This is a genomic window from Methylomonas sp., from assembly GCF_023228165.1.
GTDB lineage: Bacteria > Pseudomonadota > Gammaproteobacteria > Methylococcales > Methylomonadaceae > Methylomonas.
In genome coordinates, this window is sequence record NZ_JALOBS010000031.1 from 35,907 (window position 1) to 62,439 (window position 26,533).

At 50.5% G+C, this 26,533-nt stretch carries 22 protein-coding genes; 10 read left to right on the forward strand and 12 right to left on the reverse strand.

What is annotated here, in order from left to right:
• Positions 1-217 precede the first annotated feature (217 nt).
• The 6 genes from epmB (at position 218) to M0R33_RS19240 (ending at position 7,974) form a co-directional block, all read left to right on the forward strand.
• Entirely contained in the window at positions 218-1,204 is a 987-nt protein-coding gene (gene epmB, locus M0R33_RS19215; RefSeq protein WP_292573180.1) for an EF-P beta-lysylation protein EpmB, read from the forward strand.
• A gap of 77 nt (positions 1,205-1,281) precedes the next feature.
• Positions 1,282-4,329, forward strand: a complete 3,048-nt coding sequence (locus M0R33_RS19220) for a PAS domain-containing protein (RefSeq protein WP_292573183.1) — start codon at positions 1,282-1,284, stop codon at positions 4,327-4,329.
• Positions 4,320-5,267, forward strand: a complete 948-nt coding sequence (locus M0R33_RS19225) for a response regulator (protein WP_292573185.1) — start codon at positions 4,320-4,322, stop codon at positions 5,265-5,267. Before M0R33_RS19220 ends, M0R33_RS19225 begins: the two co-directional genes overlap by 10 nt.
• 2 nt (positions 5,268-5,269) lie before the next feature.
• Positions 5,270-6,217 (forward strand): diguanylate cyclase, encoded by a 948-nt coding sequence (locus tag M0R33_RS19230; protein WP_292573188.1) that lies wholly within the window; start codon positions 5,270-5,272, stop codon positions 6,215-6,217.
• A gap of 60 nt (positions 6,218-6,277) precedes the next feature.
• Positions 6,278-6,982 carry a sulfite exporter TauE/SafE family protein gene (locus M0R33_RS19235; protein ID WP_292573191.1) on the forward strand — a complete coding sequence of 235 codons (705 nt, stop codon included), beginning with the start codon at positions 6,278-6,280 and terminating at the stop codon, positions 6,980-6,982.
• Between the two features lie 20 nt (positions 6,983-7,002).
• Complete coding sequence (locus tag M0R33_RS19240) at positions 7,003-7,974, forward strand: sigma-54 dependent transcriptional regulator (protein WP_292573194.1); 972 nt, start codon at positions 7,003-7,005, stop codon at positions 7,972-7,974.
• 50 nt (positions 7,975-8,024) lie between these two features.
• Here the strand turns inward: M0R33_RS19240 and M0R33_RS19245 are convergent, their stop codons facing one another.
• From M0R33_RS19245 to M0R33_RS19300, 12 genes are all read right to left on the reverse strand, one after another.
• Entirely contained in the window at positions 8,025-8,765 is a 741-nt protein-coding gene (locus M0R33_RS19245) for a PP2C family serine/threonine-protein phosphatase (protein ID WP_292573197.1), read from the reverse strand.
• A gap of 4 nt (positions 8,766-8,769) precedes the next feature.
• Positions 8,770-9,513, reverse strand: a complete 744-nt coding sequence (pdxJ, locus tag M0R33_RS19250) for a pyridoxine 5'-phosphate synthase (RefSeq protein WP_292573199.1) — start codon at positions 9,511-9,513, stop codon at positions 8,770-8,772.
• Between the two features lie 142 nt (positions 9,514-9,655).
• Positions 9,656-10,357, reverse strand: coding sequence for a DNA repair protein RecO (gene recO / locus M0R33_RS19255; protein WP_292573202.1), 702 nt, complete (start codon positions 10,355-10,357; stop codon positions 9,656-9,658).
• 3 nt (positions 10,358-10,360) lie between these two features.
• Complete coding sequence (gene era, locus M0R33_RS19260) at positions 10,361-11,248, reverse strand: GTPase Era (protein WP_292573204.1); 888 nt, start codon at positions 11,246-11,248, stop codon at positions 10,361-10,363.
• Positions 11,248-11,928 (reverse strand): ribonuclease III, encoded by a 681-nt coding sequence (rnc, locus tag M0R33_RS19265; RefSeq protein WP_292573207.1) that lies wholly within the window; start codon positions 11,926-11,928, stop codon positions 11,248-11,250. Before rnc ends, era begins: the two co-directional genes overlap by 1 nt.
• A complete protein-coding gene (locus M0R33_RS19270; protein WP_292573210.1) occupies positions 11,925-12,302 on the reverse strand; it encodes a DUF4845 domain-containing protein in 378 nt (125 codons plus the stop codon). Before M0R33_RS19270 ends, rnc begins: the two co-directional genes overlap by 4 nt.
• Positions 12,303-12,330: 28 nt before the next feature.
• Positions 12,331-13,107 (reverse strand): signal peptidase I, encoded by a 777-nt coding sequence (gene lepB, locus M0R33_RS19275; protein ID WP_292573213.1) that lies wholly within the window; start codon positions 13,105-13,107, stop codon positions 12,331-12,333.
• Between the two features lie 14 nt (positions 13,108-13,121).
• Positions 13,122-14,921, reverse strand: a complete 1,800-nt coding sequence (lepA, locus tag M0R33_RS19280; RefSeq protein ID WP_292573215.1) for a translation elongation factor 4 — start codon at positions 14,919-14,921, stop codon at positions 13,122-13,124.
• A 68-nt stretch (positions 14,922-14,989) separates the two neighbouring features.
• Entirely contained in the window at positions 14,990-15,685 is a 696-nt protein-coding gene (locus tag M0R33_RS19285; RefSeq protein WP_292573218.1) for a cell division protein ZipA C-terminal FtsZ-binding domain-containing protein, read from the reverse strand.
• On the reverse strand, positions 15,685-19,185 hold the full coding sequence (smc, locus tag M0R33_RS19290; protein ID WP_292573221.1) for a chromosome segregation protein SMC: 3,501 nt from the start codon (positions 19,183-19,185) through the stop codon (positions 15,685-15,687). The genes M0R33_RS19285 and smc overlap by 1 nt, the downstream gene beginning before the upstream one ends.
• A 284-nt stretch (positions 19,186-19,469) precedes the next feature.
• Positions 19,470-20,357: an ADP-ribosyl-[dinitrogen reductase] hydrolase gene (draG, locus tag M0R33_RS19295; protein WP_292573224.1), complete on the reverse strand. Its 888-nt coding sequence runs from the start codon at positions 20,355-20,357 to the stop codon at positions 19,470-19,472.
• A 13-nt stretch (positions 20,358-20,370) separates the two neighbouring features.
• Complete coding sequence (locus M0R33_RS19300; protein ID WP_292573227.1) at positions 20,371-21,180, reverse strand: NAD(+)--dinitrogen-reductase ADP-D-ribosyltransferase; 810 nt, start codon at positions 21,178-21,180, stop codon at positions 20,371-20,373.
• A 138-nt stretch (positions 21,181-21,318) separates the two neighbouring features.
• Here M0R33_RS19300 and M0R33_RS19305 point away from each other — a divergent pair, with 138 nt between their 5' ends.
• From M0R33_RS19305 to crtI (M0R33_RS19320), 4 genes are all read left to right on the forward strand, one after another.
• Positions 21,319-21,714 carry a DUF393 domain-containing protein gene (locus tag M0R33_RS19305; protein ID WP_292573230.1) on the forward strand — a complete coding sequence of 132 codons (396 nt, stop codon included), beginning with the start codon at positions 21,319-21,321 and terminating at the stop codon, positions 21,712-21,714.
• A gap of 113 nt (positions 21,715-21,827) precedes the next feature.
• Positions 21,828-23,363 (forward strand): phytoene desaturase family protein, encoded by a 1,536-nt coding sequence (gene crtI, locus M0R33_RS19310; protein ID WP_292573232.1) that lies wholly within the window; start codon positions 21,828-21,830, stop codon positions 23,361-23,363.
• Between the two features lie 2 nt (positions 23,364-23,365).
• Positions 23,366-24,958 (forward strand): aldehyde dehydrogenase family protein, encoded by a 1,593-nt coding sequence (locus M0R33_RS19315; RefSeq protein ID WP_292573235.1) that lies wholly within the window; start codon positions 23,366-23,368, stop codon positions 24,956-24,958.
• A complete protein-coding gene (gene crtI / locus M0R33_RS19320; protein ID WP_292573238.1) occupies positions 24,958-26,460 on the forward strand; it encodes a phytoene desaturase family protein in 1,503 nt (500 codons plus the stop codon). Before M0R33_RS19315 ends, crtI (M0R33_RS19320) begins: the two co-directional genes overlap by 1 nt.
• Positions 26,461-26,533 lie beyond the last annotated feature (73 nt).

Consider the following 26,533-nt stretch of genomic DNA (forward strand, 5'->3'; position numbering starts at 1 on the left):
TTCCTCGTGAAACAAAAATAAGTCGGACGATTATAATGGATAAGGCAAGTCTCAAGAACAAATATAGCCCGATAGAGCGGGATTTTTGTTCAACCTCGACATGCGAGAATAGGCGCAAAGCTCACGCGGGTTCTGTTTGTATGCCCTTGGTAAATGAGCAATAAATCTGCTGATCGACGCAACTGCCTTGTTATTTTTTTCAAAAACCGGAGCCGCATTGAATACCCTTCCCACACTCTGGCAACGCCAACTTGCCGAGGCTTTTTCCAGCGTCGAGGATTTATGTCGACACCTTCAACTCGCCCCCGCCAGCTTGCCCTTATTACCGCACTGCAAAGAATTTCCGTTGCGCGTACCGCGCGGGTTTGCCGATTGCATGATAAAGGGCGACCCGAACGACCCGCTATTAAGACAGGTGCTGCCCCTACAAGATGAGTTGGAACATTACCCAGGATACAGCCTTGACCCGGTAGGCGATTTAAGCGCCATGGCCGAAACAGGTGTCATACACAAATATCAGGGACGGGTGCTATTAATTTGCACCGGTGCTTGTGCAATCAATTGCCGCTACTGTTTCCGCCGACATTTTCCCTATGCCGACCAACAGCTCTCCAGGCAAAAATTGCAACAGGCCTTGGCTTATATCGCCGCCCGCCCGGAAATCAAAGAAGTAATACTGAGTGGCGGCGACCCATTACTGCTTAAAGACGATAAGCTTGCAACGTTGCTGGAAGCCGTTGCAGATATCCCCCATATTCAGCGCATCCGGATTCATAGCCGCATTCCGGTCGTGTTACCGGCCCGGGTTACCCTCGAGTTGCTGGAAACCCTAGCCAAGTTGCGACAACAGATCGTGCTGGTACTACACGCCAATCATGCCAACGAATTAAGCGCGGAGGTAGCCAGCGCCTGTCGAAACCTGAAGCAACATCGGGTCACATTACTGAATCAAAGCGTATTACTAAAAGGCATTAACGACGACAGCCTAACCTTGCGGCAATTGAATGAAAAATTGTTCAGCTTGGGCGTTTTGCCGTATTACCTGCATTGCCTGGATCGCGCCAAAGGCGTAGGCCATTTTGAAGTGCCTGAACAGCAAGCGCTGGCATTAATGCAAAGCCTGCAGGAACAGTTACCCGGCTATCTAGTGCCCAGACTGGTCAAAGAACAGGCCGGAGCTGCCCATAAAATTCGTTTGGCTTAACAATGACATTTAAAGGCGGATTGTTCTGTCGCCGGCAGAAAGGTAACATTGGCTAGGGATTTCAAACCAGGAAAATGATGACGCCAGAATACGCGCCGCGCCGCGCCGCTCGCCCAACTTTACCGTTAATTACCGCGGCGATTCTGTTTGCCGCGGCAATGAGTGTTAGCGCTTTCCAGTATTTTATCGGCATACCCCCTGTTATTTGGCTGCAACTTACCCTTTCGGCAATAGGATTCATTTGTCTTATCTGGGGGATAATCGGTTTTTTCCGCCAGACTGCCGCGCCAAATCTCCAAACCGGTATTTGCTTTTCCCGCTTACCGCAACCGGCCTTGGTGGTTGACCGGCAAGGTATCATTCGCGACGCCAATCATGCGGCCGCCCAATTACTCGACAAGACGCCCGCCAGCCTTATTAATCAACCAGTACATGATTTATTTCACCCCCCGCAATGCTCCGGACAAGACTGCCAGCTCTGCCAGCACATAGCCGCTGGCCAGGAATTGGCCGCCACCGATTTTGCCTTCCCTTTGCAGCGTTGGCAGCAAATTTCCCTAAGCGGCCTACCTGCCGGCGCTCCGGATCAATTACTGCAATTGCATATTGATATCACGGCCCGCAAAAAAACCGAGCAACAACTGGCCTTGGTTATCGACGGTGCGGGACTGGGTTTTTGGGACTGGGAATATGTCACCGGCAAACACGAGGTTAATCAACGTTGGCTGGACATACTGGGTTTACAACAAGATGAACTGGATCACCATATTCACGACTGGGAGCATAGACTTCATCCCGAGGATCAAAACCGGGTTCGGCAGATGCTTTTGGCGCACATAGCCTCGGGATCACCCTATGTGGTTGAGTTTCGCATGCGGCACAAAGACGGCCATTGGGTATGGATACAAGGTTCGGGATCGGTCGTGGAACAAGATCCTGTCACGGGTCAACCCACCCGCTTATGCGGCACGCACCAAAACATCACCGCCCGCAAACAATTCGAACAAAACCTGCAAGCCGCTTATCAGGTGATTAGCCAAAGCCCTTCCGTGGTTTTGAAATGGCGTTGTAGCGAAGGATTACCCATCGAATTTGCCACTGACAATGTCATGCAATTATTGGATTGTACCGACGTGCGTCTGGTGGCCGACAAAGTGCCCTATCTGAGTTTGGTCCATCCGGATGATGCAGCTGCATTCCGCGCGGAAATTGAAAACTGCCGTAACAATCCAGAATGTTCGGATATTGTTCATCAGCCTTATCGCATCATTACCAGTGCCGGCGCCGTTAAATGGGTACAAGACCATAAAGTCATCAGCCGCGATGATCATGGGCAAGTCATCGGTTACCAAGGTTTGGTGACGGATATCACTCGCCAACGCCAGCAAAACAGTGCTATCCGCAACATTATCTCCGGCTCCCTGGAGAACTCTACTGACGCCATATTAGATAATTTCTCCCTGTTGGCCGCGGAGACATTGGCGGCCGATTACACCTTAATCGGAGAAATGACTACCGACGGTATCTGCAAAACCTTGTCATTTTGTGCCTTGAATAAATCCGACCGCCCCATTCCATACGTCATGCACGCCAGCGTTTGCGCACATCTGTCGGCGGGCGCGATCTGCAACTATAAACAGGAGGTTTACCGCTATTTCTCGGAGGACAAATGGCTGGTCAACCACGGCATCCAGGGCTTTATAGGCATACCGTTACAAAACGATCGCCACCGGGTTTGCGGATATGTGGTGGCCCTTTATCGCCATCCCATTCCCGACCTGCAATTTGCCGAAGACATACTGAAATTGTTTGCCGCCCAAATCACCTCCGAACTGGATCGCAGCCAAGCCATCCGGGCGCTGGAAATTCAAAAACAACGCTTGGTCGACGCACAAAATATTTCCCATATAGGCGATTGGCAATGGCATTGGTCAGACAACCACTTTAGTTGGTCCGAGGAAATGTATCGTATTACCGGCACTCACAGGAGCAGCTTCATTCCGTCTTTTGCCAGCTTTCTGACCCAATTAGTGCACCCCGACGATAGAAATATTTTCAAAACCGCGCTCCAAAATACCCACAATAATGACATCGTCGATTTCAAGCACCGCATCGTGTTAAATAATGGCGAAATCCGCCATGTTCATCAACGCGGCAAAGTGATTCGTGACGATCGGCATCGCGCCAACGGTATTCAGGGCACGATGCAGGACATCACCGAACGCCTTAAAACCGAACAAAGCCTGTTGGAAGCCAAGCAGGAAGCCGAGAAAGCCACTCAAGTAAAATCCGAATTTCTCGCCAACATGAGTCATGAGATTCGCACCCCGATGAACGCCATCGTCGGATTGGTAGAACTGTGTTTGAACAGCGATATCACCTCCAAACAACGCGATTATCTGGAGCGCGTCGAAACCGCGGCTCACGGCTTGACCAACTTGATAAACGATATTCTGGATTTTTCAAAAATGGAATCCGGCAAACTGCACCTTGAAGCGGCACCTTTCATTCTGGAAGAGATGCTGGACCAAGTTTTTTCAACCATGGCTGATTTATGCCGCCGCAAGCAGCTCAAGTTGATCAGGCCTCGGATCGACCAGCACCATCATGCCGTGGTAGGCGATCCGCAACGTTTACGACAAGTGTTGATCAATTTGATTGGGAATGCCATCAAATTCACCGAACGCGGGCAAATTGAAGTCTCATTCACAGAACTCCAACGTACAAACGAACATACTACCTTTGAATTTGGCATCACCGACACCGGTATCGGCATGACTGAACAGCAACAAACACGATTATTCAAGGCCTTCAGCCAGGGCGACAGCAGCGTGACTCGCACATACGGAGGCACCGGTTTGGGTTTGGTGATTAGTAAACAATTGGTGGAACAAATGGGCGGCTCGATAAGCGTCAAGAGCCGGGAGCATGTAGGTTCCTGCTTTAGTTTTACGGTCACCTTGGGCTTAACGGACATTGAGTTATTACGCCAACCACGCCAGCGCCCCGATATCGATACTCGCCAGTTACAGCGGATTCGTGGCGCCCGAATCCTATTGGTCGAAGACAACGAAGTCAATCGCATTGTCGCCATCGAATTATTGACTCAGCCCATTTGCAGGTAGATACCGCTGAAAACGGTGAAATCGCCCTGTTGAAGCTCAAACAAACTCAATATGACTGCGTTTTGATGGATGTGCAGATGCCGGTAATGGATGGGTATGAAACCACCCGGAATCTTCGCAAACAAGCCGATTGCGCGAAATTACCGGTCATCGCCATGACCGCCAACGTCATGAATGTCGATCGCGATAAATGTCTGAAAGCCGGCATGGATGACTTTATCGGCAAACCAATTCTGCCGGGAACCTTATACGCTGTTTTAACCAAGTGGATAAAACCCAAACAGAGTGACGAGGTCCACGCCACGGACTCCCTCGCCACTAGCGAGGACATTCCTTTCCTGTACGGCATAGACAGTCAATTAGGTCTACAACATACAGCGGGCGACAAAGTCGTTTATCGGAAAATTTTACAAAAATTCGCGGAAAACCATGCTAATAGCATGACCGAGATATCACTGGCTCTGACAGCAAAAAACACCCCCACTGCCAGGCAATTTGTCCACACACTCAAAGGCCTAGCCGGCTCCTTGGGCGCCACCTCATTACAAGGACATTTACAAAGGTTAGAGGAATCACTTGCAGAGCAGGGCGCTAACATTCAGAATACAGCTGCCGTGAGTAAACTTATTAGCATGGCCACTCAAGAACTTAACCGCATTATCAATAGCATACAAAGCACTATCCCCACTCTTGAGCCGGACTTTAAACAGAACCAGGGATTTTCAAAGCTCGAAACCCAACATCAGTTACGTATTTTGCTTAATAAATTGCAAAACTTTGATTCGGATGCCGATCAACAATTGGATTTCATTTGGTCCGGTATTAAAGATCAATCGCTCATTGGCGCATTGGCATCAATCCGCAAACAAATAGCCCAATATCAATTTGATAAAGCCGCTTTAGCAGTAAAAACCCTCATAGATTTCCCGGAACGATAGGTATGGAAAATAAATCCGATCACACCATTCTCGCAGTCGACGATAGCCCGGAAAATCTCGATCTGATTAAAAATATCCTCGAGCCACACTACTCGGTAAAAGTGGCGCCGAGCGGCCAACTGGCTTTGCGTATCGCGCGCAGCCAAAAGCCTGACTTGATTTTGCTGGATATCATTCTGGACGATATTAACGGCTACGACATATGCCACCAACTGAAATCGGACGACGGCACGCGTAATATCCCGGTAATTTTTCTAACCGCCAAACGCTCCGAAGCCGACGAGGTTGAGGGATTTAAAATTGGCGGCTGCGATTACATCACCAAACCCTTTTCGCCGGCCATTGTGCTGGCACGCGTCAGAACCCAAATACAATTAAAAGCCAAAACCGATCTGTTGGAAAAATTGGCCTCGCTGGATGGCTTAACCGAAATCCCGAATCGGCGTGCTTTCGACTCGGCGCTGGAGAGACAATTCAATCAGGCCAAACGCATCGCCAGCCCGCTTTCGCTGATAATCTTCGATATTGATAACTTCAAAATGTTTAACGATCAATACGGCCATCCGGTGGGAGATGAATGCTTAAGAAAGGTGGCACATGCCTTTGTCACTCATACTCAGCGCACTGAAGACTTAGTTGCGCGACTGGGCGGCGAGGAATTTGCCGTTCTGTTGCCGAACACCGATAACATGGGTGCCGTCATGCGTGCCGAGCAATACCGGCTTGCCGTGGAAAATCTGAAGATCCACCACGCCCACGACAGCGAATTCCCGTATGTGACCGTTTCCGTCGGGGTTAGTACTATCATTGCCAACACCACCGATCATTTTAGCGGTTTGATGCAAGCAGCCGATGACGCATTGTATCGCGCCAAAAAACAGGGCCGGAACCGGGTGTGCTGCGAAAATTTATCGCCTCAATCCCTCTCAACAACCATTAGCACTCCTTAAGGCGATTATCCGTTTATAATCGGACCCGGCTACCGCCCTTTATTTTGAGTATTTCTGGTTATGCACCTTTATTTAGACTTCAATGCCTCCTATCTTGCCGCGTTTTTTATTGGCTTGTTCAGCAGCCTACATTGTATAGGCATGTGCGGCTCAATTATAGGCACGTTAACGTACAGCCTGAGTCAGGAATTGAGAAACAACAAGCGGATCTTGTTCAGCATCGTTCTCAGCTACAACTTGGGCCGCATTGCCAGTTATGCCATAGCCGGCGCGGTCGTCGGCTTTCTCAGCCTGCCCTTCACGGAGGGCCAAGCTCACCGTATTTTACAACTGGCATCGGGCGCCATTATGGCCAGCGCCGGCCTTTATATCGGCGGCTGGTTTCCTCGTTTCGCTTATATCGAAAAAATAGGCTCGCGCTTCTGGAAACTGATAGAACCCTTTGGGCGTAAGTTAATCCCGGTTAAAACCCGCACCCAGGCCATTCTATTCGGCATGATCTGGGGCTGGCTGCCGTGCGGCCTGATTTATACCGCACTGGCCTTGGCGGCAACCACCGGTAATGTCGTGCACAGCTCCATGACCATGCTGTCATTTGGATTGGGTACTTTACCTGCCGTGGTTGGAGTCGGTATAATGACCTCATTATTAGCCAGGCTTTCCAAAGCTAGGCGCTTCAAGCAAGTAGTGGGCATACTATTTATTATCTTTGCCTTACTAGCCGTATTCCCGTGGCTTAACCCGATGCGTGTTGAACACATCTGACGTTTTGAGAGGTTTTTACAGTGGATAATTTCAGTTCTATTATTGGTCAATCCCCTGCTCTGGAAGCATTGATTCGTAGTGCCCGTATGGTTGCTGCAACCGATGTAACCGTGCTAATCAAAGGAGAAACCGGCACTGGAAAGGAAGTCCTAGCAAGCGCCATTCAAAAGGATAGCCCCAGAGCCAACAAACCCTTCATTGTACTTAACTGTGCCGCATTACCGGAAGGACTGGTGGAATCCGAGATTTTCGGCCATAAAAAGGGTGCATTTACCGGCGCCACTTCAGACAAACAAGGCTTGTTTCAAGCAGCGGACGGTGGCACCCTGTTTTTGGACGAGATCAACTCTCTACCGTTAACCATTCAATCCAAGCTGCTACGTTTTTTAGAATCCGGCGAATGCCTGCCAGTCGGCAGCACCAAGCCTTATCGGGTTAACGTTCGAGTAATTGCAGCCACTAACTCCGACCTGGAAAAACAAATCGAATCGGGTGAATTCCGCCGCGACTTATATTTTCGCTTAAATGTCGTTCCGCTGGAATTACCCGCCTTGCATGAACGCAGTGAAGATATCGAAATTTTGGCTAAACATTTTTTCGCCCACTTTTCCGAAGCCCATTCGCTGCAATCGCCTACTTTTAGCAAACATGCTCTTAAAGCACTCAAGACGCATAAATGGCCGGGCAACGTGCGCGAATTACGCAATTTGTGCGAACGCCTGAGTATTTTGTTGGCCGGCAGAGTGATCGAACCGGAGAATTTGCCGCATGAATTCACTCACGGCAAAGAAAGCAGCAACGCCACAACCACCACGGCAACCGACTTCAGATTGCCGGAAACAGGCTTACAACTGGATGCGCTTGAAGCCAACATGATCCATCAAGCCCTGGCCCGCACCAATGGCAATCGCAGCAAATCCGCCCGACTGTTAGGCATCTCCAGAGACACCCTGCTGTACCGTATCCAAAAACACGGCTTGGCAACTCATTAAGCGTTTCTTCTGGTTGCGGAGACAACATCTCCGCAACTTTTCATAAAACCCTAGCGTTTCCTCACCCACTGCACCGTACAGTTATCGCTTTTACCCTGCGCCCGCAAAATGGTCATTTGCGCCATTTTTTTAAGTTCGTCTTTGCCGCTGGCCGGCTGGGACAACTGCAAAAACTCCTGTTCTTTTATGCATTCCCAAAAGCCATCACTACACAGAATAAAGGTCTCTCCCGAGCGCATGGCGGGAAATACCCTAATATCCACGCTAGGTGTGCTTAGCACATTTATACTGCGGGTCAGTTTATTTTGTTCCGGATGTATGCCCATCTCCCATTCGCTGATTTCACCTTCGTCAAATAGCCGTTGCGTAAAGGAATGGTCTTTAGTGCGCCAGAGAACTTGCGAAGGATTAAGACGATAAATCCGGGAATCGCCACAATGGGCAGTAATGATGCGCTTATCATCCAGATACAAAATGGCGCAAGTTGTATGCGCATCGGACGCGAAGGAATCGCCATCGAATAACTCCCGCATTCGGTTAACCGCTGCAGCTATCCATTCCCGCACACCCTGCTCGGGCTGCTGAATAATACGGCCCTGATAAGGTTGGGCTTGTTCGATCAAGCCTTTGCAAAAATACCGCGAAGCTTTCTCACCGGCCTGGTGCCCCCCCAAACCGTCCGCCACCACAAATACTGCGTAGTCGGCGCACACCCTATGCGCCATGCAATCCTGGTTGATCTCCCGGTCGCCCACCGATGATAATTGATAGAACTCCAATGCCGTCTGCATACGCTTAACCGTGCAAACGCGCTTCCCGCATCACCTGCTTCAGGTCGCGCACCGCTTGCGCCAACCCCGAGAATACCGCTTGAGCAATAATGGAATGCCCTATATTTAATTCCACGACAGGCATAATCCGGCATATCGCGGCCACATTGTGGATATTTAAACCATGCCCGGCGTTGACTTGCAAACCCGCCTGAAAAGCATAATCCGCCGCTTGTTGAATACGTTGCAGCTCCAGTTTTTGCTCCGCCGAGGTTCTCGCATCCGCATAGCGACCGGTATGCAATTCAATCACCGGCGCACCGACTTTTACAGCGGCATCAATTTGCGCAAGTTCAGGATCGATAAATAATGACACTTCCACGCCCGCAGCCGCCAAAGCCCGACAGGCATCCTGCATTTTCCACGGCGCGGCCAGCACATCCAAACCGCCTTCGGTGGTTAATTCCTCCCGACGCTCCGGCACCAAACAACAAGCCTGCGGCTTGACTTGCAGGGCAATTTCGATCATGGCGTCAGTAACCGCCATTTCCAGATTCAACTTACTGTGCAGCATATCCTTTAATAGAAAAATATCCCTATCCTGTATATGACGCCTGTCCTCCCGCAAATGCGCGGTAATGCTATCGGCCCCGGCCTGTTCAGCCACCAATGCAGCCTGGATAGGCTCTGGATAACGGGTTCCCCTGGCCTGGCGCAGGGTTGCGACATGGTCAATATTTACGCCTAATAAAATAATTTGTTTTTCCATACCTGTTTCTGTGTGTATACGCGGTTATTTAATGTCAACCCGCTCTTTCGTCTTTCGTCTTTCGTCTTTCGTCTTTCGTCTTTCGTCTTTCGTCTTTCGTCTTTCGTCTTTCGTCTTTCGTCTTTCGTCTTTCGTCTTTCGTCTACAAATATTTAATCATCTTTGCCAGCACTTCACGACTTTGCAATGGTTTGCCTTGCAAATGCACGTCCAGCATCGCTCGTAAAAACTGTTTTGCCTCCAGCAGCGCGGCCCCCTGTAATTGCGTCTTGACACTCAGCATCCGCAGACTGGCACCGCTAATACAACCTTCGCCGTCTTCGACCAAGCCAACATTAGCCTTAAAACTGTAACGACTCAGCCTATCAACCTCTTGATCCCGGTGATCGACGACCAAATCCACGGCATAGCCGCATGCCTCCAGCACTTCCAGTTCAAAATAACGTAATGCCTGCTCGATATTCAAGCCCTCGCGCAATTCGCCCAGACAAGCCTGGTAACCGGCGAATAGTTCCGGATGTGGATCATTTCGAAACAAAAACCGTTGCAACAACTCATTGAGATAAAAACCGCAATACAAGGCGAGCCGCTGCAATGCGTAATTACAGACAAATTCCGTCTGGGTGAGAATTTTTAGCTCGCTTTTATCCAGATAGGAGATATGCAATAAGCTGAAGGGCAATAACATGCCGGCCAGTTTTGACTTTTGCTGACGCACACCTTTGGCCAAGACTGAAACGATGCCGAAATCGCGCGTGTAAACCTCCAACAACCGGCTGGTTTCGCGATATGGCCGGTGCTGTAAAATGAATGCCGGCTGCAGGTAGACAGCGGATTCGCTCATGGCTTATTCGGTATCGATAAAGCCTAAACCTTGCAGAGCACGCTCGTTATCCGACCAACCTTTTTTCACTTTTACCCACAACTGCAGAAAGACTTTTTGACCGATCAGTTTTTCGATATCCAGACGGGCTTCCGTTCCGATTTTTTTCAGCATCTCGCCTTGTTTACCGATCACGATGCTTTTTTGGCTGCTGCGCTCCACCCAGATATTGGCATAGATTTTACAAATTCCGGGATGCTCTTCGTACAACTCTATTTCCACTGTCATTGCATAGGGCAATTCATCCCCCAAACGGCGCGTAAGCTTTTCCCGTACGATTTCCGCCGCAAAAAAGCGCTCCGGCCGGTCGGTGATTTGGTCTTCGGGATAAATCAACTCGCCTTCAGGTAACAAAGCCATGATGTGCTGTTCCAGCACATCCAGGTTGGTATTTTTTAAAGCCGAAACCGGCACGATTTGCTCGAAAGGATACTTCTGTTTGGCTTCAGCAAAAAAGGCCATCACTGCTTGTCTATCCTTAATTTTATCAACCTTGTTGATAACCAAAATCACCGGCAGTCCAGCGGCCTCCAGCTTTTTGAAAATCCGCTCGTCATATTCATGCCAATACAATCCATCCAATACCCACACCACCACATCCACCCCCAACAAGGTGCTATCGGCGGTTTTATTCAAGTAGCGGTTCAATACCTTTTTTTCATCACTATGCATACCAGGCGTATCCATGAAGATTGCCTGGCCAGCTTCGCTGGTTTTGATACCCCGGATGCGATGCCGGGTGGTTTGAGGTTTTCTGGAGGTAATACTAAGCTTTTGGCCTAGCAAATGGTTCATCAAAGTCGATTTGCCGACATTCGGCCTACCGATTAATGCGACATATCCGCAATTCATTAGTCCTGATCTTCTAGAAAAATTAACATGCTTTCCGCGGCGGCCTGCTCCGCTTTTTTACGGGAAATCCCAACACCCTGGGTGGTTTCGGCAGTAATCGGCACCCGGCATTTGACCTCGAACGTTTGCGCATGGTCTGCACCAGACATGCTGACCAATTCGTAAACGGGCAGTTCCTTTTTCCGGGCCTGCATCAGCTCCTGCAAACGGGTCTTAGGGTCTTTGTTCCAGGTGTCCAGCTTGATCTCCGCGAATTTTTCGGCGAACAAATTCAGAATCCATTGCCTGCAAACATCCACCCCACTATCAAGCAATATGGCGCCCATAATGGCTTCCAGGGCATCCGACAAAATCGAATCACGCCGAAAACCACCGCTTTTCAACTCTCCGGAACCCAGAATTAAATAATCGCCCAAATTATGCTGCCGGGCTAATTCGGCCAAGGAGGTTTGATTAACCAGACTGGCCCGCAAACGGCTCAATACACCTTCGCCCACACTTGGAAATTGCGAGTACAACCTTTCCGCCACCACAAACCCCAAGACCGAGTCGCCGAGATATTCAAGTCGTTCGTTATTTTTGGCTCCTGCGCTACGGTGGGTTAATGCGGTCTTAAACAATTGGGGCTGACTAAACGTTAGCCCCAGCTTTCTGGCCAGTTCTTCCGGTTTTTTAATCACCTGCCACCAGCTTCAAATCCTTCATGAAACTCAACCAACACACTTAAATTACCCACCATGTGTTCAACCCGCTCGTAATCGATGTCCACTTTGACGTAACCCGGCTGAGCTATAATTTTAACGTCGTCTCCAGTTACGTAGTCGACATAATTCATATCGAAGCGTTTCAACAAGCTATTCAAAATTTCAGCCCTGGATTTGCTGGTAATGTCGGTGGTATTCTCCACCGCGTCCAACGCATTAACCACTTTACTGTGATTAAAATAGATAGGGCCGATTTTCAGCACCAGCATGGTAAAAAACGCAATCAGCCCCAACAACAAAACCAATGAAATAAAGGTTAAGCCTTGTTGTTTATAAGGTGAAACTTGCATACCGGTCTCCCGCTTCAATTTAATTGGTTCATTCCAGAATAGTGCCGATTCGATCAAAAGCAATGCCCTTATTTTGCAAGTCCCAATTCATCCAGATGAAAAAGGCCTTACCCACTAAATTGGCTTCCGGCACGGTACCCCAATATCGGCTGTCGTTACTGTTATCCCGGTTATCGCCCATCACAAAATATTGGCCTTGCGGCACCACAAATACATCTTCGACGGTAGGCACGCCGGGGCTAATCAAAATCGAATGCTTAACGCCGGTCAAATCCTCTTCCAGACGTTCAGCTCCAGTCATATTCATACCCTGGCCTACTCCTTGATAGCGGCCAAGCGAAGTCTGCGCAATCGGCTGGCCGTTAACATACAGTTTCTTGTCAAAATAGGCGACCCGGTCGCCAGGCAGGCCAATCACTCGTTTGATGTAATCCACGGTCGGCTGTTTCGGAAAACGAAACACCACGATATCGCCTCGTTCCGGCTCTCCCATTTCGATGACTTTATCGTTCAACACCGGCAGGCGCACGCCATAGGTAAATTTATTGACCAAAATAAAGTCGCCCACCAATAAAGTCGGCATCATGGAACCGGACGGAATCCGAAACGGCTCCACCAGAAACGACCGCAGTAATAAAACAATGAACACAACCGGAAAGAACGAGCGCGCATATTCCACCAACAACGGTTCCTTGTCGATCGAATAAGGCTGATGCGCATATTTTAAATACAAACAATAGCCGCCCCAGACGATACCGGTCACAAAAGTGGCCATCACCAGAAAAAAAGAAAAATCGTAATCCATAAGTTTTACTGCCGTTATTCTTTATTAACCTGCAACACCGCCAGAAACGCTTCCTGCGGAATCTCAATACTACCCACCTGTTTCATACGTTTTTTACCCGCCTTTTGCTTTTCCAACAGCTTTTTCTTACGGGTAATATCGCCACCATAACACTTGGCCGTGACATTTTTGCGCATGGCTTTTACGGTTGAACGGGCAATCACTTTTGAGCCGATCGCCGCTTGAATCGCCACCTCATACATCTGTCGCGGAATCAGGTCTTTCATTTTCTCGACCAAATCTCGACCACGGTTCTGACTCAAGTCCCGATGCACGATAATCGACAAAGCGTCGACTTTATCGCCATTGATCAACACATCCAGCTTGACCAGCGGGGACGGATCGAAACGCAAGAATTCGTAATCGAACGACGCATAACCGCGACTAACCGATTTCAAGCGGTCAAAAAAATCCAGCACCACTTCACTCATCGGCAACTCGTAACTCAGCGAGACCTGGGCACCGACATATTGCATGTTTTTCTGCACGCCGCGTTTTTCGATACACAGGTTGATGACATTGCCCAAATAGGTCTGCGGCACCAGTATATTCGCCAGAATGATGGGCTCGCGGATCTCCACGATAGTACCAGCATCGGGCAGCTTGGCCGGATTATCCACCATAACCACTTCGCCGCCATGGGTTTCCACTTCGTAGACTACCGTGGGTGCCGTGGTAATCAGATCGATATCATATTCACGTTCCAGACGTTCCTGAACGATTTCCATATGCAACATCCCCAGGAAACCGCAGCGGAAACCGAACCCCAAGGCCTGAGACGTTTCAGCCTCGTAATTCAAGGCCGAATCGTTTAACCTGAGTTTATCCAGCGCTTCACGCATGTCGCCGAAATCGTCGGAACTGACCGGATACAAACCGGCAAACACCCGCGGCTGTACTTTTTCGAATCCAGGCAAGGCGGATGCGGCCGGATTATCGGTGGCAGTGATGGTATCGCCCACCGGCGCGCCGAAAATATCCTTGATGCCAGCCACCATAAAACCGACTTCACCGGTGTTTAAACTCTGTTTTTCGAATGATTTCGGAGTATAAACACCCAGCTTTTCAACCAGAAACGACTTTCCGGTCGACATGACGGTTATCTTTTGTTTTTTACGTAAGCCACCGTTAACGATGCGCACCAAGGACACCACGCCCAGATAATTATCGAACCAGGAGTCGATAATCAAGGCCTGCAACGGTAGATTCTGATCACCCTGCGGTGGCGGAATTTTCCGAATCAGTTGATCCAACACCAATTCCACGCCAACACCGGTCTTGGCGCTGATTTTTAGCGCTTCGTCCGCGGGAATGCCTATCACATCCTCGATTTCCGCCATCACCCGCTCCGGTTCCGCGGACGGCAAGTCGATCTTATTTAAAACCGGCACGACTTCCAGACCTTGTTCGATGGCGGTATAGCAATTGGCCACGCTCTGCGCTTCCACGCCTTGGGCCGCATCGACCACCAGCAAAGCGCCTTCGCAAGCCGCCAATGAGCGTGAAACCTCATAGGAAAAGTCCACGTGGCCTGGCGTATCGATAAAATTGAGTTGATAGACTTCGCCGTCGCTGGCTTTGTAATCGAGGGTGACGCTTTGCGCCTTGATAGTAATACCCCGTTCGCGTTCCAGATCCATGGAATCTAAAACCTGGGCTTCCATCTCTCTAGCACTTAATCCCCCGCAAATTTGAATGAACCGATCCGCCAATGTCGATTTACCATGATCGATATGGGCGATGATAGAGAAATTTCTAATATGTTTTTGATCCACTTACTAACTACTAATGTTAACTTGAAAAGAGGGCAGACCGCCCTCGCCAGGTAGAGAACGGTTTACTATCAGGCCAGCATTTGCCGGAATTGGGCGATGGTTTCGGCGGTTAAGGGCTGTCTTTGATTGTCCCAGACCACGCCGTCGAGCTCCATTGCCAATGCATCAATGGTTTCGATAAAGTCGTCGAACACCGCTAGAGGCTTATCTACCTCGCGGGGCTGCATATAAAATACGATACCCGGGCAATAAAATTCATCCAGATGGGTATCGGGAAAAGTACCGGGATCAATCATGCTAGCAACGGCAAAATCCACCAGGCGGTTTTTATCGATCCGTTCAAACACCTTTACGCTACCGTATTCCAGACCGACGCGCTCAAAGGCGTCGAACAAGTCTTCACCATTGAAACCTTCATCGGCGCGGGCAACTAGGCTGAATTCGATCAGCGCCGGCAATGCGGTTTTGGGTTGACCTTTCACCACATCTTGTTTGACGGGTTCTTTATGGGCCGGATTGATGGATTCGTCATCGAGTAAGGCATCGCCGTCGACCACATCGTGCAGCGGAAAAATATCCATTTCATCGTCGCCATCGTCGACTTCAAAGTCATCGACCAGCCGATCGCTGTATTCGGAATCATCGAAATAATCGCCGGCTTCGCGCCGTTCGCGCAGCGTTTTAAAGAAATGCCATAACAGCATGCCGATCATTACCAGCATGCCGATCAAAATAATCACGACTCTTAATAATTCTTTATCCATTAGCTTTCCGCCATGCTCACTGCTTCTTCAATATCGACCGCCACCATTCTGGACACCCCAGGCTCTCTCATGGTAACACCTGCCAAATGTTTTGCAATTTCCATTGTGACTTTGTTATGTGAAATATATAAAAACTGTACGCTGGCGGACATGTCCTCCACCATTTTGGAAAACCGCACCACGTTGGCATCATCCAATGGCGCATCCACTTCGTCCAGCAAACAAAACGGCGCCGGATTCAATTCAAAAATAGAAAACACCAAAGCCACGGCGGTCAAGGCCTTTTCGCCACCCGACAACAAATGGATAGAGCTGTTGCGCTTGCCCGGCGGACGAGCAATGATATTGACGCCAGCTTCCAGCACATCTTGCTCGGTGAGTTCCAAATACGCCTGCCCACCGCCGAACAAACGCGGAAATTTTTCCTGTAAGCCGTTATTGATTTTGTCAAAGGTTTCCTTAAAACGCTGCCGGCTTTCCTTATCGATTTTGCTAATAGCCTGATCCAAAGAGTTTAACGCCTCCATCAAATCACCATGCTGCTCGCTCAAAAACCTCATTCGCTCGGATTGCGTTTTAAATTCCTCGATCGCGGTCAAATTGATGGACCCCAGCCTTTCAATCTGCTCGGTCAACTCATCCAGTCGGTTTTTCCATAGCGGTTCCTTGGCGTCAGCCCGCAGCTTCGCCAAAATCTGCTGCGGATCGGCATCCACTTCGCTTAACTGCTCGGCGACGGTTTGCTGGCGTACCCGGCTGTCCTGCTGCTCGAAACGTACCTTGTCCAAGGCTTCTTTTTGTTGCTCCAGGTCGCGCTGAGTCTTCGCATAAAGCTCCGCCAGCTGACTGACGCTTTGTTCGCTGACCTGCTGTGCCAGTCGTTCGGCCGCCAACCCGGCTTCAAAGGCTTGCTTTTTCTCCAGCAACTGCTCCAGCAGTATTTTCTCGTCATCTAGCGGCGACAGACTGAATTCCAATTTATTTTCCAGTTCCGTAATACGGTCGGCCGACTGTCGATGCTGAATTTGCAAACGCTCGATTTGCTTGGCCGTCAAACCCTCCGAGGCTTTTAACGACTCGATTTGCGCATGCAGGCGCTGCAAGTGCCGGCGCGCTTCGTCCACCGAGGCATCGGTATCCTGCTGTTGCGACTGAATTTGCTGGTTCAATTGCTCCAGTTGCATTTTTTTATCGGCTAATTCGCCCAAAGCCAGTTCGGCATCCAGCTTGACCATTTCGGCTTCGGAAATGCTTTCGGCATTTTCGGCCAGCTGCTGGCTGATTTCCTCGATCTCATGATCCAGCTGTTCCATCCGACGTTTTTGCTGCTCGAAACGCGCGGACTGGGCGCTATATTCGGCGCTTTTGGCGGAATATTCGGCGCTCAATAATTTTTCTTGGCGCTGGTACTGCTCGCGATTGGCTTCGGCGGTTTTTAATGCCTGTTCGCTATCCGCCAATTGCTGTTCGTCTTCGCCAATCGCCATCTGTAATTCAGCCTGCAACTGTTTCAATTCGCGCAGCTCCTTTTCCCGGTGCAGCACGCCGGCCTTGCTGTCGCTGCCGCGGCTAATTTTGATCCAATCCTTACCCAACCAAGTACCATCCGCCAATACCACCGACTCATGCGCCAGCAAGGTCATTTGCCGCGCTTGCGGCAGCGTCTCGGCGCAATAAATCCCGCTTAACAGACTGGACAAATCCCACCGGCTGCGCAGTTTGCTGACCAACTTGACCGCTTCCGTTCCTGCGCCGGCATCGGCTGGATGCGTTTCAAACACAATTAACGATTGCTTGCTGAGTTCCTGCAGCTCAGAGAGGATACTATCGGCATTGTCGACGCAAATCGCTTCCAGATAACTGCCCAATACTGTTTCCAGGCCAGTTTCCCAACCTTCTTCCGCTTCCAGAAATTCGGCCAGACGCGGCTGTTGCTCCAAGCCGACTTGCTCCAGCCAGGCCGTAAGGTCTTTTTTATCCTTACCCATGGCGTGTTGCTGCAGTAATTCCAAGGAACTGATTTTACCGTTGACTTTTTGTAATTGCGCACGGCGCTCATGCAACTGGTCATGCAGCAGCTTAATTTCCGGACGCAAACCGACAATACGCTGCAATACCTCATCTAACTGCTGCTGCAGCTGAGCGCGTTCGGCTTCGATCAGCTCGATGCCGCGTTCCAGGACTTCCAGTTCGAATTGCAATTGGGCATCGGCCAAACCGCCGCGCTCGCTTTGCACTTTATCCAGTCGGGTTTGCAGTTGCCGGTTTTGGTTTTCCAGCTGAATCAGCTTGGTACGCTGCACCTCGGCTTGCTCCCGATAACCGGCGTTTTCCGCCAAAAAAGCTTCCCATTGCTGCTGCCATTGTTGCTTTTGCAACTGCGCATCCTGCTGTATACCCAGCAGATCTTCCTCGCGTTCAGTGGCGACTATTAAAGTCTCCTCGGCTTCCATTAAAGTCTGGCGAATTTCTTCCAGCTGCTGCCGGTCCAGTTCGCATTCGGTTTGCGCCTGTTCCGCTTGCTGTTTCAAGCGCTTGATTTCAAGCAGGGTTTCTTCATGGCTTTTTTCGCTGTGCTTGATGGCCTGCTCCAGCCGGCTTACTTCGCCCACCACCGCATAATAGTCGGCCTGAGTACTATCCAGTTGCTGCTGCTGGACCTTTTGCTCGCCGCGTTTCAGTTCCATGGTTTTTTCGGTATCGCGCAACAATACGAACAAACGATTGTGTTCGGCGGCAATACCTTGCAGTTTAGCTTCCAATTGCTGGGCATGCTGTTGAAAGTTTTGCCAGCGCATGGCCAGCAACTCTTGTTTGTACTGGCGTTCCTGTTTTTTGAGTTCGGTATATTTCTCGGCCTTTTCCGCCTGCTTGGCCAGATTTTTGATCTGTTTTTCCACTTCGTCGCGCAAATCGTCCAGGCGCTCCAGATTTTCGCGGGTGTGGCGCATGCGGGTTTCGGTTTCCGACCGGCGCTCCTTGTATTTGGAAATGCCGGCCGCTTCCTCTATATGCACCCGCAAATCTTCCGGCTTGGCCTCCACCATTCGGGATATCGTACCCTGTTCAATGATGGCATAGCTGCGCGAACCCAAGCCGGTACCCAAGAACAGGTCGGTAATGTCTTTACGCCGACATTTGGAGCCGTTCAACATGAACAGGGATTGGCCGTCCCGACTGACTTGACGTTTAATGGAAATGGTGGCGTATTGGGCGTATTCGCCGCCGGCCTTGCCCTCGCTGTTGTCGAACACCAACTCCACGGAGGCCATGCTGACCGGCTTGCGTCCCGAAGACCCGTTGAAAATCACATCGGCCATATTGCCGCCACGCAAATGTTTGGCGGAACTTTCCCCCATCACCCAACGCACCGCGTCGATGATATTGGATTTGCCGCAACCGTTCGGACCGACAATGGCGGTTAAATTGCCGCTAATCGGTATGCTGGTGGGATCGACAAAGGATTTGAAACCCGAAAGTTTGATTTTTTCCAGCTTCATGACTGGCGGAACATGCTCAAGGTCGTTTACAAAGCCGACTATTATCGACGAAAAAGCCAGTAATTTGGAATGGATTTTATTTCGGTGCTTTTGGTGACGGCATTAGCAGGGCTTTTATAGCGCATAGTTACCGACACCCCATTCGTTTACTCCATTTAGACCCACCCTATTTGCTATATCGCCAGGACAGACCGCGCCGGCGGAAGCCGTCGAATGGCGTATCGGTTTTTACATCATTACCGGCATATCGCTGGATTTTAGATACCAAGTCTCAAAGCCAAAGGCTAACCACTTGTATTGACGGCATACTCGATCAACCCCAGTGTCTGCCGCTTGAGCTGTTCCGCAACCGGCGGTTCCAAGCGCGCCAGCCAACGCTGCGGAATTTGCTCCAATCCGTATGCCGCACCCGCCAGCATCCCAGCCAATGCCCCGGTGGTATCGGCATCTCCGCCCCGGTTAACCGTGCCGATCAGACACGACTCAAAATCACCGCTATTAAAAAAATAATGCAGCACCGTCTGCAGAGTATCGACGATATAGCCGCTGGCCTTGCCCGGATATGGCTGATAGGCGAATTCGCCGAATTGACCGATTAGCGCGTCGATTTCCAGCTTGCAGTCCGCCACCGGGTCCCCCTTGATCAGCCTGCCCGCCATGCGGCCTAAAGCCAGCGTCGCCGCATCGGATAACGGATGGTGATGGGTGAGTCGGGCTTGTTGTAATGTCCATGCTTCAAAGCTAACCGGATTGAAAAGCGTCGCCAGCACTACCGGCAGATTACGCATGCAAGCGCCATTGCCGGCCTCATCGGCTCGCGGTTCGCCTTGCAAAATTCCACTATCACGATAGCGCAGAATACCGCGCCGGCAGGTATTGCCGATATCCGGCGGATTGCTTGCCAGCCAGGCGACAAATTTATCGGCAACTGCCGTTAAATTCCAACCCTGCTGCTCGAGAATCGCCTCGCCGACAGCCATGGACATTTGGCTATCGTCGGTAACCTGCCCGGCTTCCAGTCCCAACCAACCGCCGCCGATAATTTCCGTGTGCACGCCATGGCGCTTTTGGATTTGCCTGGGTGACATAAACTCCACCGTCGCACCCAGTGCATCGCCGCAAGCGAATCCCAGGTAAGCACCCAGCGCCCGATTTAACAATTGCCGTTCCATTCCATCGCCTCGCTTAACGCTGCACCTTGACCCGGTAATCACCGCCTATCGCCAAATATTCGGCCTCGCCGTGCAAAGCATGGTGAGGCAGCAATTCGTTAAAAAAAATCAGTTTCACCACCGGCACTTGCACCTGCAGAATATAGGCACCAAATTCGCTGGCAATGCTACGCCGGTCGGTAAAGGACACCAGACTGTTAAAACGCACTAGTTTTTGGGTTTTGTCCTCATCCGCCACGAGACTGCAATCATCCAGCGTATTAACCCCGCGATACAAGGTTTTATGCCGGGCCGCCGGTATCTGAAAACGCGCTATCACCCACTGGCAATATTCATACAGCAGATCCAGCTGCATAAAAATACAGTTATTGTGATAGCGGCTGTTCATCTTTTCTTCGATGTAAACCAGCCAGTTTTTACCCCTAAAACTATCCAGCGGTTGCTTATGAAAATTGGGAAACAAGCCGAAGCGGCTTTCCACCCAGCCTTTAAATACCGCCCCCTGGGCATTGTTGGAATCCAGCCCCCAATCTTGAATCAGGCGTAAATAACTACTGCGAAAACGCCGTCGGCCTTGTTTATCCACGCCCAGACGCTGCTCGGCCTCAAAACCGAATACCACACACATGTAATCCTGAAATACCTGTCCGCAGGCAGCCAAATCAGGCTGTTGGGCCAATTTATCAAATAATCCGGCCGCGGCTTCCCGGGTGCCGGCTATGCGCAAAGCCTGCGGATTGTCATTGAATAGCGGGCTAGCCATGTAGGAGGTGGCGATACCAATCAGGTTGGTACTGTGGCCGTAGCGAGAGATGGCGGACATCGTCAATCTAAATACCCAAACAAAAAAGTGGAATCTTCACACTAAATTCATGATTAAGCCAGCCCAAGCCGCTAAACTGGCATTTTTGCTTTATCACGGCAAACTTACCGGCTACCAAGCGATCAGGAAATAGCCTCCATGCTCAATCAGCCCGAATTTACTTTGCTTTACGATGGCAATTGTCCCATCTGCCGAAAAGAAGTGGCTTGGCTGCGCTGGAAAAACACCCGGCACAAATTGTGTTTTCAGGACATTCATGCTGCGGATTTTGATGCTGCCCGTTTTGACAAAACCCTAACCGAATTGATGGCGGAGATTCATGGGATTTATCCTGACGGCCGACTTATCCAAGGCATGCCGGTATTTCGAGCCTGCTATCAGGCGGTAGGCTTGGGTTGGCTGTTTGCGCCGACCGGGTGGCCGTTGCTGAGACAGTCATTCGATTGGCTATATGCATTATTCGCCCGCCACAGGATTCGTTTAGGCGGCCGATTTGGCGGCAATACTTGTAAAGCCGGCGTTTGCAAACCTTAAGGCTTAAGATATCTCCCAATTTAAGCGGACTTCGATTCTCGGTTTTCATAGATTAACTGGTACAGTATCCAACTCCATCAACGCTTAGGCACGTCAACGGATCGCTTAAACTCATGCCCCAATCCAAACATATTATTATCGTCGGCGCCGGCCCGGGTGGACTTTGCGCCGGCATGTTACTCAGCCAGCGCGGCTTCAAAGTCACCATTTTCGACAAAAACCCGGAAGTCGGCGGCCGCAATCGCGCCATACGCATGCATGGCTTTACTTTCGATACCGGCCCTACTTTTTTGTTGATGAAAGGCGTGCTGGATGAAATGTTTGCCTTATGCGAACGGCGCAGCGAAGACTATTTGCGCTTCATGCCCCTTAACCCCATGTACAAATTGGTGTACGCCGACCGCGAATTGACGGTGTTTTCCGATCGGGAAAATATGCGCGCGGAACTGAACCGGGTGTTCGACGAAGGCGAGGAGGGCTACGAACGTTTCATCGAAAACGAACGCAGCCGCTTCAATGCCTTATATCCATGCATAACTCGAGATTATTCCTCACTTGCTTCGTTTCTGTCCTGGGACTTGATTAAGGCTTTGCCTTGGCTGGCGTTCCCGAAAAGCGTCTTCAACAACCTCGGCCAGTACTTCAATCAGGAAAAAATGCGTCTGGCGTTTTGTTTTCAATCTAAATATCTGGGTATGTCGCCGTGGGATTGTCCCGCCTTGTTTACCATGCTGCCTTATCTGGAGCATGATTACGGCATCTATCATATCGCCGGCGGCTTGAATCGCATTGCCCAAGCCATGGCCGATGTCATTAAAGAAAACGGCGGCGAAATCCATACCAACAGCGAAATCGATAGTTTGCTGGTCGAAAATGGCAGCGTCAAAGGCGTAAAACTACTAAATGGCCTTGAAATACGCAGTGACGAAACCATCGTTAATGCCGATTTTGCCCACGCCATGCGTCATTTAGTCCCGGATGGCACACTGAGTAAATACAATCGTGCAGGCCTGGAAAAGCTGGAATATTCCTGTTCCACCTTCATGTTGTATCTTGGATTGGACAAACTCTACGATTTAGCCCACCACACCATCGTATTTGCCAAGGATTACACCACCAACATCCGCAACATATTCAGCCATAAAACCCTGACCGACGACTTTTCGTTTTACGTGCAAAATGCCTGCGCCAGCGATGCCGATTTAGCTCCGACCGGCAAGTCGGCGCTGTATGTATTGGTACCGATGCCAAACAACGATAGCGGCCTGGACTGGCAGGCGCATTGCAGAGAAGTACGTGAACAAGTATTGGATACGCTGGGCGCTCGTTTGGGCTTAAACGACATCCGCGAACATATCGAATGCGAAAAAATCATTACCCCGCAAACCTGGGAAAGTGACGAACACGTTTACAAAGGCGCCACCTTCAGCCTGTCGCATAAATTCAGCCAGATGCTGTACTGGCGACCGCATAACCGCTTCGAGGAACTGGAGAATTGTTATCTGGTGGGCGGCGGCACCCACCCCGGTAGCGGCTTACCAACCATTTATGAATCCGCGCGCATTTCTTCGAATTTAATTTCAAAAAAGCACCGGGTGCCGTTTAAAGATCTCTCGCACAGCAGCTGGCTGAAAAAAGCCAAAACCTGAATATGAAGTTTATTCGAGCCGTTTCGCCAATCGATGGTGCGCTTTTGGGCGAGTTTGCCGTCAGTTCCTCGGAGAGCATTCGGCAACAAATGCAAGTTGCTCGCGACGCAGCGGATAGCTGGGCAAAGGTTTCGGTGAAATCCCGAGCCGTCATTCTCGGAAAATTAACGCCGCTGCTGCTTGCCGAGCTGGATTCAATTTGCTACTTAATCGTCAAAAGCACCGGCAAAGTTCGCACCGAAGCCCTACTAGGCGAGCTTTATCCCATTCTGGATTTAGCCAGATTTTATCAAAAACATGCCGACTCGATTTTGCGCCGCCAAGGCGTGGTTACTTCGCCGTTTGCTTTCCCTGGCGCCACCGCCAGCATCGAGCGCCGCCCCTATGGGGTAGTCGCTATCGTCTCGCCGTGGAATTATCCGTTTCAACTGACCATGGCCCCCTTGTTAACCGCGCTTTACGCCGGTAATGCGGCGATCTTTAAAACCTCCGAATTAAGCCTGCCCATCAGCCAATTAATTGCCGATCTTTTTGGGCAACTGGATTTGCCTCCGAATTTGGTGCAATCGGTCGTCGGCGAGGGCGCCATGGGCGCAGAGCTGATTGATGCAGGCCCCGATTTGCTATTTTTCACCGGCGGACTGACAACCGGCCGCGCCGTCATGCAGCGCGCTGCGCAACACCCCATTCCGGTATTGCTGGAATTGGGCGGCAAGGACCCTATGCTGGTGTTTGCGGACGCCGACCTGCAACGTGCAGCAGATGCGGCTTTATACGGCGGCTTCTGCAACAGCGGTCAGGCCTGTATTTCGGTGGAACGTTTGTATGTGCAGCAGAGTTGTTTCGACGAGTTCTTAGCACAGCTGCAACAGGGTGTCGCAAAATTACAGGTTGGTCACGGCGAACACGGCGATTTGGGTGCCATGGTTAGCGACAGGCAATTTGAGATTGTAAAAGCGCATTATGACGATGCTATCGCCCAAGGCGCGCAGGCCTCCGGCCCACTGGAACGGGCAGGCAACTATGTCAAACCTGTTTTGCTGTGGCATGTTAATCACGGCATGCGCGTCATGCGCGAAGAAACCTTCGGCCCCTTGTTGCCGGTCATGGCTTTTGACGATGAACAGCAAGCCTTACAGCTGGCCAACGACAGCGATTTGGGCTTGAACGCCAGCATCTGGAGCAACGATATCACCAAAGCCGAGCGCCTCACCGCCCGCTTGCAAGTCGGTAACTGGGTGATTAACGATGTGTTAAAAAACGTCGGCCATCCCGGCCTACCGTTCGGCGGCGTCAAAAAAAGCGGTTTCGGTCGCTACCATGGCGCGGAAGGCTTGCGACAGTTTAGTTATCCGGTGTCCGGCCTCACCAGCCGCAGCCACTTGCCCAAGGAACCGAACTGGTTTCCCTATTCCGAACAGCGTTATCGGCACTTCACAGGCTATATCGATTTTGTCTATGGTTCCGGTTCGCTGCTGCAACGCATCAAACGCAACTGGCCAGCCCTGGAAGCGTTTAAAGAATATTCGGCGTTCGATTTAAGTCAACGCTGGCAAAACCTGAAATTACTGTTGTCATGGAAACGGGATTATTGATGAAGAAAAATAACAAAAACATTGTCGTGATCGGCGCCGGCTTGGGCGGCCTTTCCGCGGCCATTGCGCTGGCCTCCGAAGGTTTTAAGGTGGACTTACTGGAAAAGAACGACAAAGTCGGCGGCAAACTCAACATCATGACTAAAGACGGCTTTACCTTCGATTTAGGGCCATCTATTCTGACCATGCCGCATATTTTCGAAGCATTATTCAGCCGGGTAGGCAAAAACATGGCGGATTATGTCGGCATCGAAAAAGTCGAGCCGCATTGGCGCAATTTCTTCGAAGACGGCACCGTCATCGATTTATGCGAAGACGCCGGCAATCAGCGCCGGGAGCTGGACAAACTCGGCCCCGACACCTTCGCGGAATTCGAACGCTTCATGGCCTATTCCCGAAAACTCGGCCATGAAACCGAAGCCGGTTATTTCGCTAATGGTTTGGATACTTTTTGGGAATTGCTGAAATTTTACGGCCCCATACGCAGCCTGAATTTCGATGTCTTCCGCAACATGGATCAGGGCGTGCGGCGGTTCATTTCCAATCCCAAATTGGTCGACATCCTGAATTACTTCATCAAATACGTCGGCTCCTCGCCCTACGCTGCGCCGGCCCTGATGAATTTGATGCCTTATATTCAGTACCAATACGGCCTGTGGTATGTCAAAGGCGGCATGTACGGCATGGCGCAAGCCATGGAAAAACTGGCCTTGGAACTGGGCGTCAAGATACGTTTGAACAGCGAGGTCAGCGAAATTCAAACCCAAGATACCCTCGCCACTGGCGTGTTATTGCAAAATGGCGAAGTCTTGCCGGCCGACATCGTGGTCTCGAACATGGAAGTGATTCCAGCCATGCAAACACTACTGCACAGCCCGGCCGGCGTACTGAAAAAAATGCAGCGCTTCGAGCCCAGTTGCTCGGGACTGGTACTGCATCTGGGTGTGGATACGATTTATCCGCAACTGGCGCATCACAATTTCTTTTACTCCGACCATCCTCGGGAGCATTTCGATGCGGTATTCAAAAGCCATCGCCTGTCCGACGACCCAACCATCTATCTGGTCGCACCGTGCAAAACCGACCCCAGCCAGGCACCAGCAGGTAGCGAGATTATCAAAATACTGCCCCACATACCGCATATCGATCCCGACAAACCATTAACTGCCGACGACTATTGGGCCCTGCGCGAGCGGGTGTTAGTCAAACTGGAACGCATGGGCTTGACGAATTTGCGCAAACACATCATTAGCGAGGAATACTGGACACCGCTCGACATCCAAGCCAAGTATTACTCCACCTTGGGTTCAATTTACGGCGTGGTGACGGACCGATGGAAAAACCTGGGCTTTAAAGCGCCGCAACGCAGCTGCGAATTCTCGAATGTGTATTTTGTGGGAGGGAGCGTCAATCCAGGTGGTGGAATGCCGATGGTGACGCTCTCCGGACAATTGGTGAGAGACAAGATTTTGAACGATTTAGTCGTCCCTGAAAAGCCATAAATTCACATCTAAAGCATTGAAATACAATAAATAATTAAATAAAAAGACGAGCAATAATTGCAAGAAATTAGTA

Bases quoted from the DNA above. Each gene is read 5' to 3' on its own strand.
- M0R33_RS19305 (WP_292573230.1), top strand. From the start codon at position 21,319: ATGCTCAATCAGCCCGAATTTACTTTGCTTTACGATGGCAATTGTCCC.
- recO (WP_292573202.1), bottom strand. From the start codon at position 10,357: ATGAGCGAATCCGCTGTCTACCTGCAGCCGGCATTCATTTTACAGCAC.
- M0R33_RS19270 (WP_292573210.1), bottom strand. From the start codon at position 12,302: ATGCAAGTTTCACCTTATAAACAACAAGGCTTAACCTTTATTTCATTG.
- M0R33_RS19220 (WP_292573183.1), top strand. From the start codon at position 1,282: ATGACGCCAGAATACGCGCCGCGCCGCGCCGCTCGCCCAACTTTACCG.
- M0R33_RS19285 (WP_292573218.1), bottom strand. From the start codon at position 15,685: ATGGATAAAGAATTATTAAGAGTCGTGATTATTTTGATCGGCATGCTG.
- draG (WP_292573224.1), bottom strand. From the start codon at position 20,357: ATGGAACGGCAATTGTTAAATCGGGCGCTGGGTGCTTACCTGGGATTC.
- M0R33_RS19245 (WP_292573197.1), bottom strand. From the start codon at position 8,765: ATGCAGACGGCATTGGAGTTCTATCAATTATCATCGGTGGGCGACCGG.
- M0R33_RS19300 (WP_292573227.1), bottom strand. From the start codon at position 21,180: ATGTCCGCCATCTCTCGCTACGGCCACAGTACCAACCTGATTGGTATC.
- crtI (WP_292573238.1), top strand. From the start codon at position 24,958: ATGAAGAAAAATAACAAAAACATTGTCGTGATCGGCGCCGGCTTGGGC.
- M0R33_RS19230 (WP_292573188.1), top strand. From the start codon at position 5,270: ATGGAAAATAAATCCGATCACACCATTCTCGCAGTCGACGATAGCCCG.
- smc (WP_292573221.1), bottom strand. From the start codon at position 19,185: ATGAAGCTGGAAAAAATCAAACTTTCGGGTTTCAAATCCTTTGTCGAT.
- M0R33_RS19315 (WP_292573235.1), top strand. From the start codon at position 23,366: ATGAAGTTTATTCGAGCCGTTTCGCCAATCGATGGTGCGCTTTTGGGC.
- lepB (WP_292573213.1), bottom strand. From the start codon at position 13,107: ATGGATTACGATTTTTCTTTTTTTCTGGTGATGGCCACTTTTGTGACC.
- M0R33_RS19235 (WP_292573191.1), top strand. From the start codon at position 6,278: ATGCACCTTTATTTAGACTTCAATGCCTCCTATCTTGCCGCGTTTTTT.
- crtI (WP_292573232.1), top strand. From the start codon at position 21,828: ATGCCCCAATCCAAACATATTATTATCGTCGGCGCCGGCCCGGGTGGA.
- pdxJ (WP_292573199.1), bottom strand. From the start codon at position 9,513: ATGGAAAAACAAATTATTTTATTAGGCGTAAATATTGACCATGTCGCA.
- era (WP_292573204.1), bottom strand. From the start codon at position 11,248: ATGAATTGCGGATATGTCGCATTAATCGGTAGGCCGAATGTCGGCAAA.